The organism is Xenorhabdus ehlersii, assembly GCF_003610465.1.
Classification (GTDB): domain Bacteria; phylum Pseudomonadota; class Gammaproteobacteria; order Enterobacterales; family Enterobacteriaceae; genus Xenorhabdus; species Xenorhabdus ehlersii.
In genome coordinates this window covers 47,080-65,980 of sequence record NZ_RAQI01000003.1, presented here as the reverse complement: position 1 = coordinate 65,980, position 18,901 = coordinate 47,080, and the positions used below count along the sequence as shown (strand labels likewise).

Genomic DNA, 18,901 nt, shown 5'->3' with positions numbered 1-18,901 from the left:
CTGATAGAATTTTACTGATACTATTTTGCTGTTTCAGAATTGCGTGTTGAACGTTTTTTAGGTTCAGCGGCTTCTGCTTCAACAGATTTTTCGCTTTCATTGATCTCAGGCATAGGTAAAAAGCCAGCGGCAATCAGTTTATTGATTTCGGCTTCCATTCTTGGATCTTCAAGCATACTTTTAACCATAGAAACCATATACATAAAACCAGAAGCAGGCATATGGATCACTTGTTTTAATTGTAATTCCTGATCATTTTCCGCCAGCATACCATTCGCCATTCGATTCGATTCCTGGCCTACAAAATAGAGAGAGAATACGCCTTTGTTATAATTAACGCTTGAGATGGTTTGAACAAATTTTTCAGACATAGCATTATCCATTAAATAAATATTAATTTAATGTTAAAAACACATTAAATTAAAATGATTAAATCATAAATGAATCCATATGCATTATGGTTTCATTTATGATTAAACCTGATTGCTACGGTTATCTAAGTAAGCTAAAGTAAGTTATATTTTCCTTATTTTTCAATAGCTATTATCTTGAAATAACTATCTTTTTGAAAGAACTATCCAAAATACAAAATAGCAAGTAAAGTATAAGCCAACTTAAGTATGTTCTATAATCCAAATGGTATACTGATAATGAGTTACCAACCAGGGTTTACCGATAACGTTGGATAAAGATATATCTATTTATCGGCTAAGATCAACATATAAATAGTAAAATGCCTGTTTAGGCTCTACATTTTGTCCCAATTACCGACATTCATGGGTTCTTTGAGAGCAGATAATATCTTTCAAGAGATTTTGTTAAGATTATTTAATAAATATTATGCCTTATTATTTTTCAGGTTATCTCTTTACATCAAAAATGTGATTTTTTATTTAAAATAGATTTAATTTAATGAATGAAATAGAAAAAACAATAATATCATTAATTAATTTAATAATAATGATATCTAATAGGGATCATGTAACCACATCAAATAAAAACTTAAATGATGGTGATGATTATATTTCTACTCTAAACAAGCTGCAAAAAGAATGTAATATTAGTATTAAAAACAAACACTCTAGAAATAAGAAGTTAGGTAACATATCACTACCAGCCATTTTGTTTAACAATGATGGACAACCCTTTATTCTGGCAAAATATGATGAGCAACGAGTACTAATCCAAAAACCCCACCAAGAAACGCCTGAGATATTAGGTAAAGAAGAATTTATCAATCTATGGAGTGGCAGGTGGATAAAAATAAAACAAAAAAGCAACCAATTTAATATTCGCTGGTTTATTCCTGAATTTGTCAGGCAAAAGAAGAACCTTACGGAGATCCTCCTGTTCTCCTTCGTTCTACAAATCCTGGCACTTATTTCTCCTTTGGTCGTGCAAGTTGTCATGGACAAGGTTCTTGTACACCAGACGCTTTCCACATTGGATGTGCTGATTTTTGGGCTGGTGGCGGCTGGATTGGTTGAAATTATTCTGCGGGGATTACGTGAATACCAGTATGCCCACACCGCCAACCGGATTGATATAAAACTTGGCCTGAAACTGGTTAAGCACCTGTTTGGCCTGCCATTGCTATTTTTTAAATCCCGTCAAGTAGGCGCGATTGTCACACGAGTACGGGAACTGGAAACGGTTCGAGAGTTTTTAACCGGCTCTATGTTCACCTTGTGTATCGACGTTTTGTTCATGTTCGTATTTATTTATGTCATGAGCCTATTGTCCGGTATGTTGACCCTGATTTTCCTGCTTACCCTACCCTGCTATGCCCTGCTGGCCTGGTGGGTAACACCGAAAATTGAAAAAGCGGTGGAAAAACAGTTCACTCATGCTGCAATGAATACCTCTTTCCTGACTGAAACCGTTGCAGGTGCCGAGACACTAAAAAGCCTCGCCGCTGAACCCCGCTTTATTCGCCGCTGGGATAGTCAGACTGAAAAGATGGTCAGCACCAGTTATGATGTACAGCAATGGGACAATCGTTCCGGTCATCTGGTGATGGTGCTACAAAAAGTTACCAGTGCGGTGATTATCTGGTTGGGCGCTTCGGAAGTGCTTTCCCTGCACATGACCATTGGTCAATTGATCGCCTTCAATATGATGGTAAGCCACACCCAGCAACCCCTGGCCAAGTTGGTGCAACTCTGGGGGCAATTTATCCGTTCACGCATTGCCATTGATAAGCTGGGGGATATGCTGAATCTGCCAACAGAGCAACAATCAGGCAATGAACAGGTTGCCTTACACGGGGCAATCTCATTCTCTGACATCGTCTTTCGCTATCAACCTGATCTCTCCCCCACTATCAACCATTTCACTCTGAATATTCGGGCGGGGGAAACTGTAGGCGTTGTCGGAACCTCTGGTTCTGGAAAAAGCACCCTTGCACGTTTGCTGTTACGGCTTTATACCCCAGAAAATGGAACTATCACGCTGGATGGCGTTCCCTTGCAAAACTTCAATATTGAATCCATCAGGCAGCAGATTGGCATCGTTCTGCAAGAAAACTTTCTATTTAACAAAACGGTGTATGAGAATTTGTCCCAATCTTGCCCTGACGCCCCGTTATTTGCGGTCATCGAAGCGGCAAAACGGGCAGGAGCACATGATTTTATTCTTAAATTACCGATGGGGTATGACACGGTGATCGCCGAAGGGGGGCAATCGCTATCAGGCGGGCAGCGACAGCGTCTCGCCATTGCCAGAACCCTGCTGTCAGATCCCAAGATTTTGATCCTTGATGAAGCCACCAGTGCACTGGATGATGAATCACAAGCCATCATTCAATCTAACATGGCTGAGATTGCCCAAGGCCGAACGGTCATTACCATTGCACATCGGCTCTCCACGGTACGCCAATGTGACCGGATCATTGTATTACACCAGGGCCAAATCATCGAACAAGGTAGCCATGAACAGCTTCTGCAACAAGGCAAACACTATCGGAAACTTTGGCAGTTACAACAAGAACTAAAACAGGAAACAACACAGGAGGAGCCTGCCCATGTTTAAGGCTATCTTGCGCAGAGGGATCAAACAGTTACGTACTGCCAACCCGCATTATGATTTTTTACCGACACACTTGGCATTGTCACAACGCCCACCTTCTCCGTTCGCTCGTTATACAGCAATAACCCTAAGCATTAGCGTTCTGGTTGCTCTGCTATGGGCTTGTATGGGGAAACTGGATGTACAAGCAACCGCAACCGGACGCCTGATAGCTTCTGGTCGTTCCCAAATTATTCAGGCATATGAGCAAAGCCGACTGCTTGCCATTCATGTCCAAAATGGTCAGCATGTTGAAAAAGATGCGCCACTGCTGACGCTCAATACGCTCGGTGTCAATCAGGATATTGCCCGTTTGAGCGAGCAACGCGATTATCTGGTGGAAGAGGAAATTCGTTACCAGGCCCTGCTTGAAAAGCACGATCCCAAATCCCTGCCGCTTTTCCAGCAGCAATCCGCAGATAAACAGGAAAGAATTCTGACGCATTACGCTCACGAAAAGCAGGAATTTGACTCAATCATTACCAGTATCCACGCAGAAATGGAAGAGAACCTCACCTCCCAAAAGGCGCGAAATAGCGATATACACTCATTGACTCATCTGCGCGAAAATATCAACCAGCGTTTACAGGCCAGAAAGACTTTGAGCCAGAAGCAGGTTATCAGCAAGGTAGAATATCTGGAACAAGAAAAAGAATTTCTGGAAACAGAAAGGTTGATCGCTCAACAAAAATCGGAACTCGATATTCTGATGACTAAATACAAGAGTCTGGAAGAGCGCTTAAAAGGCACTAAAATAACAAAAGAGCGGGAATGGTTTGAGAAAAGAAAACAGGCAAAAATACAGTTATCGTTAACGCATCAAGAAATTTCGAAAATGCAAGAGCGGGAAGAACTTGAGGTTGTACGCTCTCCCGTCACTGGCACAGTTCAACAATTAACTGTCCATACCCTCGGCGCTGTTCTGCAACCTGCGCAGAATTTGATGGTGATTGTTCCAGATGAACATGTACAACTCGCTGAAATCCAGATCCTGAACAAAGATGTCGGTTTTGTCCGAGCTGGCCAGCACGTTACAGTCAAAGTCGATGCTTTCCCCTATACTCGCTATGGCACAATTGAGGGAGAGCTACTTAGCATTTCGCGGGATTCCACCACTGATGAACGGTTAGGTCTGGTTTTTCCCGCACAAATTAGCCTCAAACAGAACAACATTATGGTAGATGGGAAACCTGTTGAAATCACAGCGGGTATGTCTATCGTTGCGGAAATCAAAACAGATCAGCGAAGAGTCATTGATTATCTGCTCAGCCCAATCCAGGAATATCAATCTGAAGCGTTGAGGGAAAAATAATCATGGCTGATACTTTTTCCTTCACCTGTAACTCAGATACAGACAAAAAACCCGACCACACAATCGGGGCAAATAGCGATATCAATGCAAACAATTATGCGCTGGACTGTATCGCCTATTTAGGAAAACAGTTCCATAAAGTGGCTTCTGTCGGACAATTACATCATTCCCTGGGGCTAGACTCTCTTGCACTAACAGATCCACAACTACGTGAAGCTGCGGATGCCATTGGGCTACACAGTAAGTTTGAACGCCTGACACCTGATAGCGCCACCACATTACCTTTACCTGCATTGGTTGAATTGGATCAGCGCTGGTGGGTATTGTCAGAAATCCGTCCTGACACATTTACGCTGTTCGATCCTGCCACCGAAAAATATGAAGTGCGTGCATTTTTGCACGATGAAAAAATGAGGGGCAGCCAATCTAACGGATACAAGGTGCTGCTGCTAGCAGATAAATCCCTGACCAGGCAACAGGTTAAATTTGGACTAAGCTGGTTTTATCCCTCTATTTTCAGGCAGAAAAACCAGTTACGGGACATTTTCCTGTTTGCTATCGTGTTGCAACTTTTTGCCCTGGCAGCTCCCTTGCTATTTGAAAATGTCATTGACAAGGTGCTGGTTGGGCGGAGTATTTCCAGCCTGCATATATTAGGCATGGCGATGCTGGCACTGGCATTAGCAGAGCCTCTATATGGGTTCCTGCGCAATACCGTGTTTGGGCATACGGCCAGCCAAATCAATGCTGAACTCTCCGGCAAACTGTATCGTCATCTTGTAGGATTGCCCTTGCCTTATTTCAAACAACGGCAGACAGGGCAAATTATCGCCAGAGTCAGGGAAATGGCACAGATCCGCCAGTTTTTGACCGGATCTACCCTTATGCTGTTACTTGACCTGATTTTCATTATTCTGTTTCTGGGTGTGATGTTCCATTACTCCTCCCTGCTGACATGGCTCGTAATCAGTTCACTGGTTCTCTATTTTTTGCTATGGATCGCCGTCGGCCCCATTATTCGGCGCAAGGTAGAAAAAGAGTATGAAGCCGATGCCAATGCCACCAGCTTCCTGACAGAAGCCGTCACGGGAATTGAAACCATTAAGACTACCGCGACAGAAAAGCGCTTTTTGTACCAATGGCAAAAGGTATTAAGCGAGCAATTAATCCAGCGCTTTACAGCCCAAAAAAGCGGACTGGCTGCGGGACAAGGGATTGAGCTGATCCAAAAAGTGGTTGCCGCCCTGCTTTTGTGGTGGGGAGTCCGAGGCGTGCTTGATGGAGAGTTGTCCCCTGGTGAATTAATTGCTTTTAATATGCTGGCGGGGCATGTTACCCAACCTATCCTAAGATTGGCACAAGTTTGGCAAGACTTTCAGCATACCCTGATTGCCCTGCGGCGGGTGGGTGATATTCTTGATGAACCGATGGAAAGCAGTAAACAAGGGCTGGCATCGGCTCCCGAACTGGCAGGCCAGATTGAATTCCGCAATATACGCTTCCGCTATCATGCAGATACGCCAGAAGTGCTGGTAAATTTGTCACTGGAAATTAAGGCCGGAGAATTTATTGGCATTACGGGGCCATCGGGTTCCGGCAAAAGTACCTTGACCCGATTGTTGCAGCGCCTATATGTGCCACAACACGGTCAGGTTTTGGTGGATGGAATGGATTTAGCGATTGCCGACCCAGTGTCACTGCGCCGTAATATGAGCGTGGTCTTGCAGGAGAGCATTCTGTTTTCCGGCAGCATTGCGGACAATATCCGCCTGTGTAAGCCTCATGCCAGTGATGAGGAAGTCTATCGGGCGGCAACCTTAGCGGGCGCGGTTGATTTCATCAATGCATTTCCACATAAATTTGCCCATCCTGTTGGCGAAAAAGGGGGCAACCTTTCTGGCGGACAACGGCAGCGTATCGCATTGGCAAGGGCATTGCTGAATGATCCCAAGATCTTGATCCTTGATGAAGCCACTTCCGCACTGGATTATGAATCCGAAGCTGCCATCATGAGTAATATGGCAGAGATATGCCGAAACCGAACCGTGATCAGCATTGCTCATCGGCTCAATACTATCCGCCATGCTGATAAGATTTTCGTTTTAGATTTGGGGAAAATCGCTGAATCAGGTTCACATGATGTTCTGGTACAACAAAATGGCTTATATGCACAGCTTTGGCATCAACAAACGAAGTGATGACTAAAAAAGAAACTTATCTCATCCACGAACAGCAGCCCGATATCATTCTGGTCAGGAGTATCGACAAAAATATCATCACTGACATTGTATACAGAAAAATTACCTCAAAAGGGTACTCCCACCGACAAAAGGCGGGAAGGGAAACTAGTAGCGACACGCGTCCAGCTAAGGTATTATTGCCCGCTATATTATTGGTACACGCCCATTATCAATTGAATTTATGGCAAAAGAACAAACTGATCGCACCACACTGGATTTGTTCGCAGATGAACGCAGGCCTGGGCGACCTAAAACAAATCCGCTGTCCAGGGATGAACAGCTCAGGATCAATAAACGCAACCAGTTGCGACGAGATAAAGTCAAAGGATTGCGTCGAGTGGAACTCAAACTTAATGAAGATGCCGTCGATGCACTAAACCATCTGGCAAAACAGCGCAACATTAGCCGCAGTGAATTGATTGAACAAATGTTATTAGCCCAACTGACAGAAAAAAATCACCTTGCCGATTAACGGCTTTTATTAAACACAATGAAGCGGTGTCACCACACAAATCTGACAGATTTGTCATGGATGTTTGGTCAGAATAACGCTTTTCATGTTACTGAAACTGACATTTTTCTAGCTGATTTCAGCGTGATGTGTATAGATTTAATACACAAATAAAACAAGAGGTTAACCCATTTTATGGCAATAATAGGTATATTCTTCGGCAGCGATACAGGCAACACAGAGAACATCGCCAAAATGATCCAAGAAAAATTGGGCGGTGCTGATGTTGCTGAAGTCCACGATATTGCCAAAAGCAGCAAAGAAGATATTGAAGCCTTCGATATCCTGCTGCTTGGCATCCCAACCTGGTATTACGGTGAAGCTCAGTGTGACTGGGATGATTTCTTCCCAACACTGGAAGAAATCAACTTCGAAGGAAAACTGGTTGCTTTGTTCGGCTGTGGTGATCAGGAAGATTATGCAGAGTACTTCTGTGATGCTATGGGCACCATTCGTGATATTATTGAACCTCGTGGCGCCATTATTGTAGGTCACTGGCCAACCGAAGGATATCATTTCGAAGCCTCTAAGGGCATGGCCGACGATAACCACTTTATTGGCCTGGCCATTGATGAAGATCGTCAACCAGAATTGACGGATGAGCGCGTTGAAGCCTGGGTGCAACAGATCAAGGTTGAAATGAGCCTGTCAGAGATTCTAGACGCTTAATAAGAAGAGAAAAGCCCTTTCAGGCAGGATTATTCTTGCATAATGTGTCATGATATCTAAATAGGCATGGTTTTCATTTTTAATATCCATGCCTATAATCAGCAACGTGAAACAGAATCATGATTCCCTCACGATACCCCAAGTATCACAAGTTCACTTAACTCAAGTTACAGGACTGAATCCGCATGACCGACAACAATAAAGCATTGAAAAATGCTGGACTTAAAGTAACACTTCCACGCCTGAAAATTCTGGAAGTGCTACAGGACCCAGAATGCCATCATGTCAGTGCGGAGGATCTCTACAAAAAACTGATTGATATCGGTGAAGAGATTGGCCTCGCCACTGTCTATCGCGTGTTGAACCAGTTCGATGATGCCGGCATTGTCACACGCCACAATTTTGAAGGCGGTAAATCGGTTTTTGAACTTACTCAGCAACATCACCATGACCATCTGATTTGTCTCGACTGCGGTAAGGTCATTGAATTTAATGATGAGTTCATTGAAGAGCGTCAGAAAAACATCGCTGAACGCTATGGGATTAAGCTCTCAAACCACAGTCTTTATTTATATGGTCACTGTGCTGATGGTGATTGCCGTGAAGATAGTGCATTTCATGATGAGAAAGCACGATAACTAAGCGCCAATAATGAAGTGATTGAAATAATCCGCTTTTGCTATTTGTTCATCTAAATAAGTTGTTCGTCTAAATAAGTTGTTCATCTGATAAGCAACCTGCCGATGAGTTCTCAAGATAATCGGCAAGTTGCTTTATCAATTTATTGCCCTCATGCTTCAAACGCAATTGTTAGAATTTAACTTCATCTATGCGGCTAAAACGTTTTCCATCAGCACTGACAGAGCGAATTTTCACATTGCCGCGGACATGGGGTCGTTGTCTGTCATTGTAATCCTGCCATGTTTTTCCATTATCCAATGAGTATTGGATAACCACTCCCGGTAATGCGATATTAGCTTCCAGTATTCCAGAAACAATTCTGCCACCCGGTACTGGCAAACGATACGAAATTTGGGCGTTATCCAGCTTAGCTAGCTCACGCTGCCCCATCAGATTGGCAAAGCGTTCCCAATCTTGTTGCAGGAGAGTCGTATCAACATAATGCGTGATTCCACCTTTGTACTCCCTGCCCTGCTGATAATTTTGTTCCCACTCTGCTCGGTGCCATGCCCGTTCTGCCAGCGGCAGTAAGCGTGGATAGATCATATATTCCATTTGCTCATCGGTACGCACGGTTTCACTCCATGATTGCCCCGACATACCATAAGCCCCCGGCCAGCGTTTATTACTATGAGTATTAAAGTGATTACCATCACGATCCAGCGAGGTTTCAGCATTTTGTGGCATATTGTTCGGGGCAAAGCTGAAAATTTTTGCCTCATCATTAAAGCGAGTTGCCCAATAGTAGCCCCGTTCTTTCGGATGGACTTCATATGGCATATCCAGGTAGACATAATCAGGGCTGGAAACAACAACCCGATAGCCCTTATTCGCCCAGTCATTGACAGAATCATAACCTCCCCAATACTGGGTATCCCAGAAGTTCACCGCAACATGTTTAGTGGCGAAATCTTTTGCCGATTTGGCATGTTTCAGGCCATCCTGCCATGCCTGCATGGTGCTGATACCGTGGGCATCGACGATTTTGCTGACTTCAATGGCAAAATAACTGGCAAGTTCATCAACATCTTTGATGACGCCTTGCGCTATCATCTTCTGACAAGCCTGAGATTTTGCCCATGGTTTGTCTTCGATTTTCTGGTTGATAATGCCCTTACCTGGCACAATCGGTTCGTTTTTATCCTGATATCCCGCTCCTAAACGAATATTTTTCGCCTCATCCCCACCAAAATGCCATGTGTTCAACGGCAGACCGGCTTCTTTATGCATGGCAACAACTTCGCTAATAACTTTATCGATAAACCGTTTTGAAGAATCCATGCACGGGTTAAGATAACTGTGGCGATCATAGAACTGCACGGAGGTTGTATTCGAGGTATCTGTCGGATCAAGCAGACGATATTCATTGGCTTCCTGCTCTTTGCCCTGCGCCAGAAGCCGCTTATAACGCGCTTCCATCGACATCACTGCGGCACGAGCATGGGCGGGTATATCAATTTCTGGGATCACTTCTATCTGGCGAGCTTTGGCATAGTTCAGAATATCAATATAATCCTGACGGCTAAAATAGCCACTTCCCATATTGTTATTCTCTGGCCCTGATCCCAATTGCGGCAATAAACACTGAGTCTCACTCAAATCATGGCAACGTTGACTGCCGATTTCAGTCAACTCCGGTAAACCAGGAATTTCTAAGCGCCAACCTTCATCATCACTCAAATGAAAATGGAACTTGTTCAGTTTATAGCGGGACATTTGATCAAGCAGACGCAAGACAGCTTCTTTGCTATGAAAATTTCGCCCAACATCAAGGAACACGCCACGATATTCAAACCGTGGTGCATCTTTTGCCGTCAGTGTCGCAATCTTTGGAATACCATTGGCGGGAAGTAAGGAAAACAGCGATTGTAGACCATAGAATACGCCAGATTGATCAAACGCAATGATTTGTGTCCCTTTGGTGGTAATTTCCAATAAATACGCACCTTTTATTCGCCAAGGCTTAGTAAATTGGTTTGCGTTGATTTGAGTTGCTATTCGGTAACCGTTATCCGTTAAACTAATATCACGGGCTTTGAAACGTTCCCTAATCACGTTAATAGATTCGCCGCTCAACCCGCCCAACTCTAATTTCACTCCACGGGATAAATCCACATCTTGGGAGTAAATGGAAAGTTCTCTCGGTGTCGGAATAATCTGCCCTCGCAGTTTATCTTCACTGATCGTTGCTATCTGTTGGTTTTTTGCAAAGCGGTTTTCAGGCGTCATCAGGATATTGTTATCCGTTGTGGTCCGTTTCCACTGTTCACCTTCCAGATCAGATAAAAATTTGCTGATGTTTTCAGTATCGGTACTTACCAAGACCTTGGGCGTGGTATCACCGGAAGTTGCATACCAACGCGGCATAAAATCTGTACTGTAAATCTGCCAATATTCACCAATAATCGGTAGCACGACTTTTTCATTGGCTTTGATACCCGTAAATTTTTTCGTCGGTTCCAGTTTATGTAAATCACCCGTAATATGGGTGATTTTATATTGATCATTGTCCAGTTTCAGTATTTGGCGAATACTGTGAAAATAGAGTGCCCAATCAGAAGAATTGATTGCCTGATCACCATTGCTCAAGATGATGTTGACCCGATTACAGGCCGCCGAATCAGCGCCAAGAATGGCACACTCTGTACCATGTGAACCAGCTTGATTATCAATGACTTTGAAATTGACTTTCAACTGACTGAGTAAATCCACGATCTGTTGTGATGACATTGGATTTTGCGGCAACATTGCCGATGTCATTTCTGTATGAGCGCTGCCTATAAATCCAACTGCCGTGATAAATGCTGCCAAGGTACGTAATTTAATGGGTTTCATAAATTACCTCGTCCGAACTTATTATTTTTTCGATGGGTAAATTTTTGGGCAAATAGTGTACAAATCTGGTCAGGCAATAACCCTATACAATATGGGACTATAAGGCAATTTTTAATCTTAGCGGAAGGAGTTAATTTTCATTACGAGGTTATCAAGCACAAAAAAGCGTGAAAATAATCACGCTTTTTTGTGTATTAGGTGAAATTATTACTCTTGTGAGATTTTAGCCCAAGTATCGCGCAGGCCAACCGTACGGTTAAAGACCAGATGTTCAGCACTTGACAGGCGGCTATCAGCACAGAAATAACCTTCACGTTCAAACTGATAAGTTGTTTCTGGCAATGCATTTGCCAACCCTGGTTCTACAAACCCTTTACGGATCACCAACGATTCTGGATTGATAGTAGACAAGAAATCATCTTCTGCCCCCGGGTTTGCCACGCTGAACAGACGGTCATACAGATAGAACTCCGCTGGTACACCGTGTGCAGCGCTTACCCAATGAATGACACCCTTAACCTTGCGACCATCAGCTGGATCTTTGTTCAGAGTTTGCTCGTCATACTGGCAATAAATTGTCGTGATATTGCCCTCCGCGTCTTTCTCAACTCGCTCTGCTTTAATCACATAAGCATTGCGCAGACGAACTTCTTTGCCCAGCACCAGACGCTTATATTGACGGTTTGCTTCTTCGCGGAAATCCGCACGATCAATATACAGTTCGCGGCTGAACGGCACTTCCCTGCTACCCATGTCTGGTTTGTTTGGGTGGTTAGGCATTGTCAGAATGACTTCACCTTCTGGCATGTTCTCAATCACCAGTTTCACCGGATCAAGAACCGCCATAGCCCGCGGTGCATTTTCGTTCAGGTCATCACGAATACAGGATTCCAATGCTGCCATTTCAACATTGTTATCCTGTTTAGTCACACCAATGCGACGGCAGAACTCACGGATAGCAGCCGCAGTATAACCACGACGACGTAATCCAGAGATAGTTAGCATACGTGGGTCATCCCAACCATCAACGATCTTTTCTGTCACCAACTGGTTAAGCTTACGCTTAGACATCACCGTATACTCCAGGTTCAGACGAGAAAATTCATACTGACGCGGATGGCAATCAATCGTAATGTTATCCAATACCCAATCGTACAAACGGCGGTTATCCTGGAATTCCAGTGTACAAATGGAATGGGTGATCCCTTCCAGCGCATCGGAAATGCAGTGCGTGAAATCATACATCGGATAGATGCACCATTTATTGCCTGACTGGTGATGCTCTGCGAATTTGATGCGGTAGATGACTGGATCACGCATGACAATGAACGAGGATGCCATATCAATTTTGGCACGCAAACACGCCTTGCCTTCAGCAAATTCACCGGCACGCATTTTTTCAAACAGAACCCGGTTTTCTTCTACGCTGCGATCACGATACGGGCTGTTTTTACCTGGCTCTTTTAAAGTACCGCGATATTCACGGATCTCTTCAGGACTCAGTTCATCGACATACGCCAGGCCTTTATTGATTAATTCAATGGCGTATTGATACAGGGTATCAAAATAGTCAGAAGAGTAACGAATATCCCCACTCCACTGGAATCCCAACCACTTAACGTCAGTTTTAATCGACTCAACGTACTCGATATCTTCCTTGACGGGGTTTGTATCGTCAAAACGTAGGTTGCATTGTCCCTGATAGTCTTGAGCGATGCCGAAATTCAGGCAGATCGACTTGGCATGGCCGATATGCAGATAACCGTTGGGTTCAGGTGGGAAACGGGTATGTACGGATGTATGTTTACCAGTTGCCAGATCTTCGTCAATAATCTGACGAATAAAGTTTGTCGGGCGGGCATCTGCCTCACTCATCGTTTTTTTCCTCAATGCAAAAAGCGCTTTAACATAACCCTCTATAATCTAATAAGCTGAACCGAGAAACAATACTTTGTTCGTGGGAAATGGCCGAATGGGTAAAGTTAGTGCGGAAAAGCGGGAGAACAGCTCTTATCTTAGCCGATTAAAGAAATCAGTTAACAAAGAATCAACAATAACTCATTCCCTGAAAAATAAGTCACTGGCAAAATACGATATACGTTTTATATATAATATAATTTAATTTTTCTGGCTATATGAGTATATCTTAAAGGCATTGATTCGCCAGACACATAATCTTCAGAAAATAAGTGAACAGTTACTTAATTATCATACCTTCCAGTATATCCACATAACTGGAAATTTCACCTTTTTTATTACCATTACTTCAATACTAAAAGCTATCTATATATCAATAGAGAATGAAAATGAACGATCTATCATCAAGCAATAAAAAGATGATTATAGCGATAGTCATTAATGAAAAATATATATCAAATCACTATACAGATGGATTTAAGGTAGGTGCCACATCATTTACATTAAAAATGGTTGACTATTTTATTAAGCAACAAATTTTTGCTGGATTTATTCTCTATAAAAGAGACGAATCTCTATTAGCGCCCAAAATTGAACAATCAAAGATAGATGGAATAAAATATATAAAAATTTTCTTCAATTTTTCGATGAATTCAGAGGATATCAAGCAAACCTTAACTAAAGGTTTACTCTTTCTTTCTATAAACAATCAGCAAGAATCCAATATTTTTGCTTATTATCAAACCGATACGCTTCTCTGTTATCATCCATCAAACTTTCCATGTGGTGTAACACATCATGGACCTTTTGTTGAAGATTTTCAGAGACACTATTCACAAGAGGAAGCTTGTCAATCATTTGAAAATAAAGATAAAGCTCTTCATCTCTATAAACAACAATCCATAGGTATTAATACCTTAATTGATAAAGGATATTATGTTATACAACATTCAAAACTACAAGGGGATTACTTAATAAGCAAAAGAGTTCACCGAGAAAAAATAAAACAAATTAACCCCCCCATGTTTCTCCACGAAAATTACGAATTAAAATCATTAAATCCTGACATAAGTCATTTCCTAAAAATGGATAAGAACGAATTTTTATTATTCACTGCTGTTGCCAGGCTAGATTATTTTAAAAATATAGAATTATTAATTAACTCATCCGTTAGCTTATTAAAAAAAGGCATTCCAACAAGAACATTAATTTTAGGTGATGAAGAAAAATATACTTTCAGAAGAGATATGCTCTACTCCATGATCCCCATAGAATATAGAAAATATTTTTTAATTTCACATAAACTACCACATAAAGAACTATTTAGTGTTTTTAATGCAGTAAAGAAAAAGGCTATTTTTGTATGCACATCACGCTACGAAACACTGGGTATTACTCCTTTAGAGGCAGCATTAAATGGGATCTATACGATAGTTCCTAACTTAAGCTGTGTGGAAGCATCAACTTATTTCTCTTCAGAAGATAAGTTTGAATACGACATCATCTCACTGACGAAAAAAATAATTTCCATATATAATAAAAAATTATTCGCATTCGATATACAACAAAAAAATATCAATACTTTACTATCAAAAGATATTTTTGAAGAAAGTGTTAATAGATTTTATGAAGAAATTTCAATAAGTTGCAATCATCCATTATCATACGTTATCTAAACATTATTTATAATCATAAAGATTAACAGTCTCAAGTAAATGAGCACACCAAGTGCTCATTTTAATTTTCATCAAGATCGTTACAACGATCACAATTACTTACTTATCTATAGCTTTTTCTTATTTTTCATTTAAAAATAAGTATTGTTAATAGTGAAACGTCTCCAATAATATTTACTACAACAGGTGAGCATCATGAGCATATTCAGTTACTTACAGCGATTGGGAAAAGCACTCATGCTCCCCATCGCTTCACTTCCTGTCGCTGCGTTACTACTGCGGCTTGGTCAACCGGATGTATTTAATATCGCTTTTATTGCCAGTGCAGGTGGCGGAATTTTCGAAAATTTGCCTTTACTATTTGCACTAGGAATCTCTGTTGGTCTGGCGAAAGATAATAGTGGAGCGGCAGCGCTCGCTGGCGTCGTTGGCTTTTTTATTCTGACAAAAGCAACCACTGTTATTGATCCTAAAATCAATATGTCGTTTTTTGCCGGTATTATTTCAGGAATTGTTGCTGGCCACTGTTATAACCGTTTTTCTGAAACCCAATTACCCGAGTTTTTAGCATTTTTCGCTGGTAAACGTTTAGTCCCCATTATAACCGGAATTATTTGCCTTTTCCTTGCATGGATTTGCGGGCATATCTGGCCATATGTACAACATGGCATTGATCATTTTAGCCTTTTAGTTTCAAAAAGTGGTATGGCGGGATGGTTTGCCTATGGCGTTCTTAACCGTGCCTTAATTCCGTTTGGCCTACACTATATCCTGCATTCCGTTTTCTGGTTCAGCTTAGGTGACTGTATAAAAATTACTTACGATCTGGCTGGAGCAATGCATAACATCTGTTTGGCGCCTGATGTAGCACACTCGCTCACTATTGGAGCAGCGATACCAGGAATAGAAGGTTCAAATATTACTCAAGTAGCGAGTGACCTTACTCGTGGTGATCTCAATCGCTTCTTTGCTGGTGATCCCAATGCCGGGGTTTATATGGCCTGGGCCTATCCAATATTTATGGGCGGATTACCTGGTGCTGCTTTAGCCATGTATTTGGCTGCACCAAAATCACGTCGTCCTCAAATTGGTGGGATGTTATTTTCTGTCGCCTTAACATCATTCCTGACGGGGATCACTGAACCAATAGAGTTTTCATTCTTGTTTTTAGCTCCCATATTATATGTGTTACATGCAATTCTTGCGGGCGTTAGCATGGTAATTGCAAACTCTTTAGGTGTCTTGCACGGTTTTGGCTTCTCTGCTGGCCTTATTGATTTTGGCTTAAATTGGGGGTTAGCAACAAAACCATGGATATTAATCCCACTTATCATCCTGTTCTTTGTTATCTATTTCGTTGTCTTTACCTTAATGATCCGCATTTTCAATCTGAATACGATAGGCAGAGAACAGGAAAACTCTGATAAAGCAACTTCGGCATCCCAAGATAAAGAGGCTATCTCACACTATATCAGTGCGCTCGGCGGGCCTGACAATATTCGTACTGTTGATGCCTGTATCACTCGACTGCGTTTAACTGTAGAAGACAACACCCAGTTAGATGAGGCTCAATTGAAGAAATTAGGGGCTAAGGGAGTCTTAAAAATAGGTAAGCAAAGTATTCAGGTTGTCCTCGGGCCACAAGCCGAAAGCATCGCTGAACAGGTAAAAGTTCAGTTGAAATTAATTCACTCTAATAAAACTGAATAATTTATACTTATAGGGATAAAAAGGAACGTGATAATGTTCCTTTTTATCATAGCGAGCACAGTCCATATGTCTGTTTTAAAAGAAAAATACACCAAAAAACTTATTTAATAATACAAAAAAACATCTTTTAAAAATGCTAATAAAAAGTCACAATATGACCTGTTAGTGACAAAAACTAGCCATATTGCCGATCTTATTTTAAGATTTAAAATATCTCAAATATCACGAATATCGTGCACAACTTATCTTCATTAACTTATTGAATGTTTTTTAAGAGGTAATCATGAGGCTAATCCCCCTAACTACGGCAAGTGATGTTGGCCGATGGTCTGCTCACTATATTGTAAGTAGGATTAAAGAGTTCAATCCCACGGCAGAACGCCCTTTCGTGCTTGGGCTTCCCACAGGCAGCACACCGCTGACAACCTACAAGGAACTTATTTCCCTGTATCAAGCTGGAAAAGTGAGCTTCAAGCATGTTGTGACATTTAATATGGATGAATACGTTGGCCTGCCGGAAGATCATCCTCAAAGCTACCACTCATTCATGTACCACAATTTCTTTAATCACATTGATATTCCAAAAGAGAACATCAATTTGTTAAATGGAAATGCGAAAGATATTGATATTGAGTGCCAACGTTACGAAAATAAAATTAAAGCCTATGGCAAGATACATTTATTTATGGGGGGTGTTGGTAATGATGGGCATATTGCCTTTAATGAACCGGCATCTTCTCTTTCTTCACGCACACGAATTAAAACACTGACCATTGAAACGCGGACTGCCAATTCCCGTTTTTTTAATAATGATGTGGAACAAGTCCCCAAATATGCATTAACTGTTGGTGTGGGTACTTTAATGGATGCTGAAGAAATTATGATTTTGGCAACCGGTATGAATAAAGCGCAAGCCCTGCAAGCCGCAGTAGAAGGGAATATCAACCATATGTGGACAATCAGTTGTCTCCAGATGCATCCAAAATCACTTATTGCTTGTGATGAACCCGCCACTATGGAACTGAAAGTAAAGACAGTGAAGTATTTTCACCAGTTAGAGGCCGATATCGTTAATGAATTCGCCAGCTAAACTGATTCAGGAGTTAAGATATCAATGTACGCATTAACCAATGGCATTATTTATACTGGATATGACAGGCTCGATAACCATGCAGTCATTATTGCAGATGGTTTGATTAAACAAGTCTGTCCGGTAAACGAGCTGCCAGAAGAGATTGAAAAACACGATTTACATGGCGCAAATCTCGCACCAGGATTTATTGACCTACAACTGAATGGTTGTGGGGGAGTCCAGTTTAATGAACAGTTGGAAGATATTTCAGAAGAGACTCTGCATACCATGCAGAAAACCAACCAGCTCTACGGTTGTACCAGTTTCTTGCCTACCCTCATCACCAGTCCTGATGAATTAATGATAAAAGCCATTGAAGTAATGCGCGCTTATCTGCAAAAAAATCCTAATCAGGCATTAGGGCTGCATCTGGAAGGGCCTTATATCAATCCAATAAAAAAAGGAACTCATAATACAGCTTATATCCGCAAGCCGACCCCTGAAATGGTTAATTACCTATGCCAGAATGCTGATGTTATTACCAAGATCACTCTCGCTCCTGAAATGGTAGAAAGCAAATATATTCAGCAATTAGCCGAAGCTGGCATGACTGTTTCTGCTGGCCATTCTAATGCGACTTATGAAGAAGCTCGTCATGGCTTCCGACATGGCATTACTTTCTCTACCCATTTATATAATGCCATGCCTGCGATTTCTGGCCGTCAGCCTGGGTTGGTGAGTGCCATTTATGATTCCCCAGAAGTCTATGCCGGCATTATCTGTGATGGAATGCATGTATCATGGCCAAATGTCCGCAATTCCAAGAGATTAAAAAACGAAAAGCTTATCCTGGTAACGGATGCCATCCTTCCTGCAGGGCTTGCTCCCGATGCCATAGAACAATTTACCTTTGCCAATAAAACAATATATTATCGAAATGGCTTATGTGTTGATGAAAATGGAACACTGAGCGGCTCATCAATCACAATGATTGATTGTGTTAAAAATAGTGTGGAGCATGTTGGTATTGCTTTGGATGAAACGTTGCGAATGGTGACACTTTACCCAGCCAGGGCAATCGGTATTGATAAACACCTCGGTACGATTGAATCCGGCAAAGTAGCGAACCTGACCGCATTTACTCACGATTTCAAAATCTGCAAAACCATTGTTAACGGAAATGAAATCAAACTACCGTGAGTATAAAGACTG

General features: G+C 41.8%; 13 protein-coding genes. 10 read left to right on the top strand and 3 right to left on the bottom strand.

What is annotated here, in order from left to right; translation table 11 throughout:
• Positions 1–20 precede the first annotated feature (20 nt).
• Complete coding sequence (gene rtxH / locus BDE27_RS10640; RefSeq protein ID WP_099131121.1) at positions 21–371, bottom strand: protein RtxH; 351 nt, start codon at positions 369–371, stop codon at positions 21–23.
• A 541-nt stretch (positions 372–912) separates the two neighbouring features.
• Here rtxH and BDE27_RS10635 point away from each other — a divergent pair.
• From BDE27_RS10635 to fur, 6 genes are all read left to right on the top strand, one after another.
• A complete protein-coding gene (locus BDE27_RS10635) occupies positions 913–3,030 on the top strand; it encodes a peptidase domain-containing ABC transporter (RefSeq protein WP_167450581.1) in 2,118 nt (705 codons plus the stop codon).
• Positions 3,023–4,378 (top strand): HlyD family type I secretion periplasmic adaptor subunit, encoded by a 1,356-nt coding sequence (locus tag BDE27_RS10630; protein WP_099131119.1) that lies wholly within the window; start codon positions 3,023–3,025, stop codon positions 4,376–4,378. Before BDE27_RS10635 ends, BDE27_RS10630 begins: the two co-directional genes overlap by 8 nt.
• 2 nt (positions 4,379–4,380) lie before the next feature.
• On the top strand, positions 4,381–6,576 hold the full coding sequence (locus BDE27_RS10625) for a type I secretion system permease/ATPase (protein ID WP_099131118.1): 2,196 nt from the start codon (positions 4,381–4,383) through the stop codon (positions 6,574–6,576).
• Positions 6,577–6,799: 223 nt separating this feature from the next.
• A complete protein-coding gene (gene ybfE, locus BDE27_RS10620) occupies positions 6,800–7,090 on the top strand; it encodes a LexA regulated protein (RefSeq protein WP_074018441.1) in 291 nt (96 codons plus the stop codon).
• Between the two features lie 174 nt (positions 7,091–7,264).
• Complete coding sequence (gene fldA, locus BDE27_RS10615) at positions 7,265–7,798, top strand: flavodoxin FldA (RefSeq protein WP_099131117.1); 534 nt, start codon at positions 7,265–7,267, stop codon at positions 7,796–7,798.
• A 185-nt stretch (positions 7,799–7,983) separates the two neighbouring features.
• Positions 7,984–8,436, top strand: a complete 453-nt coding sequence (gene fur / locus BDE27_RS10610; RefSeq protein WP_099131116.1) for a ferric iron uptake transcriptional regulator — start codon at positions 7,984–7,986, stop codon at positions 8,434–8,436.
• 172 nt (positions 8,437–8,608) lie between these two features.
• Here fur and BDE27_RS10605 read toward each other — a convergent pair whose 3' ends face one another.
• Together BDE27_RS10605 and glnS are read right to left on the bottom strand one after the other, a co-directional pair.
• Positions 8,609–11,314 carry a beta-N-acetylhexosaminidase gene (locus tag BDE27_RS10605; RefSeq protein WP_099131115.1) on the bottom strand — a complete coding sequence of 902 codons (2,706 nt, stop codon included), beginning with the start codon at positions 11,312–11,314 and terminating at the stop codon, positions 8,609–8,611.
• A gap of 207 nt (positions 11,315–11,521) precedes the next feature.
• Positions 11,522–13,189 carry a glutamine--tRNA ligase gene (gene glnS / locus BDE27_RS10600; protein WP_099131114.1) on the bottom strand — a complete coding sequence of 556 codons (1,668 nt, stop codon included), beginning with the start codon at positions 13,187–13,189 and terminating at the stop codon, positions 11,522–11,524.
• 431 nt (positions 13,190–13,620) lie between these two features.
• Between glnS and BDE27_RS10595 the strand changes: the two genes are divergently transcribed.
• The 4 genes from BDE27_RS10595 (at position 13,621) to nagA (ending at position 18,889) form a co-directional block, all read left to right on the top strand.
• Positions 13,621–14,907, top strand: a complete 1,287-nt coding sequence (locus tag BDE27_RS10595; RefSeq protein WP_167450580.1) for a glycosyltransferase — start codon at positions 13,621–13,623, stop codon at positions 14,905–14,907.
• Positions 14,908–15,102: 195 nt separating this feature from the next.
• A complete protein-coding gene (gene nagE / locus BDE27_RS10590) occupies positions 15,103–16,617 on the top strand; it encodes an N-acetylglucosamine-specific PTS transporter subunit IIBC (RefSeq protein ID WP_099131112.1) in 1,515 nt (504 codons plus the stop codon).
• Between the two features lie 283 nt (positions 16,618–16,900).
• Positions 16,901–17,707, top strand: a complete 807-nt coding sequence (gene nagB / locus BDE27_RS10585; RefSeq protein WP_099131111.1) for a glucosamine-6-phosphate deaminase — start codon at positions 16,901–16,903, stop codon at positions 17,705–17,707.
• A gap of 24 nt (positions 17,708–17,731) precedes the next feature.
• Positions 17,732–18,889 carry an N-acetylglucosamine-6-phosphate deacetylase gene (gene nagA / locus BDE27_RS10580; protein ID WP_099131110.1) on the top strand — a complete coding sequence of 386 codons (1,158 nt, stop codon included), beginning with the start codon at positions 17,732–17,734 and terminating at the stop codon, positions 18,887–18,889.
• The last annotated feature ends 12 nt before the right edge of the window (positions 18,890–18,901 follow it).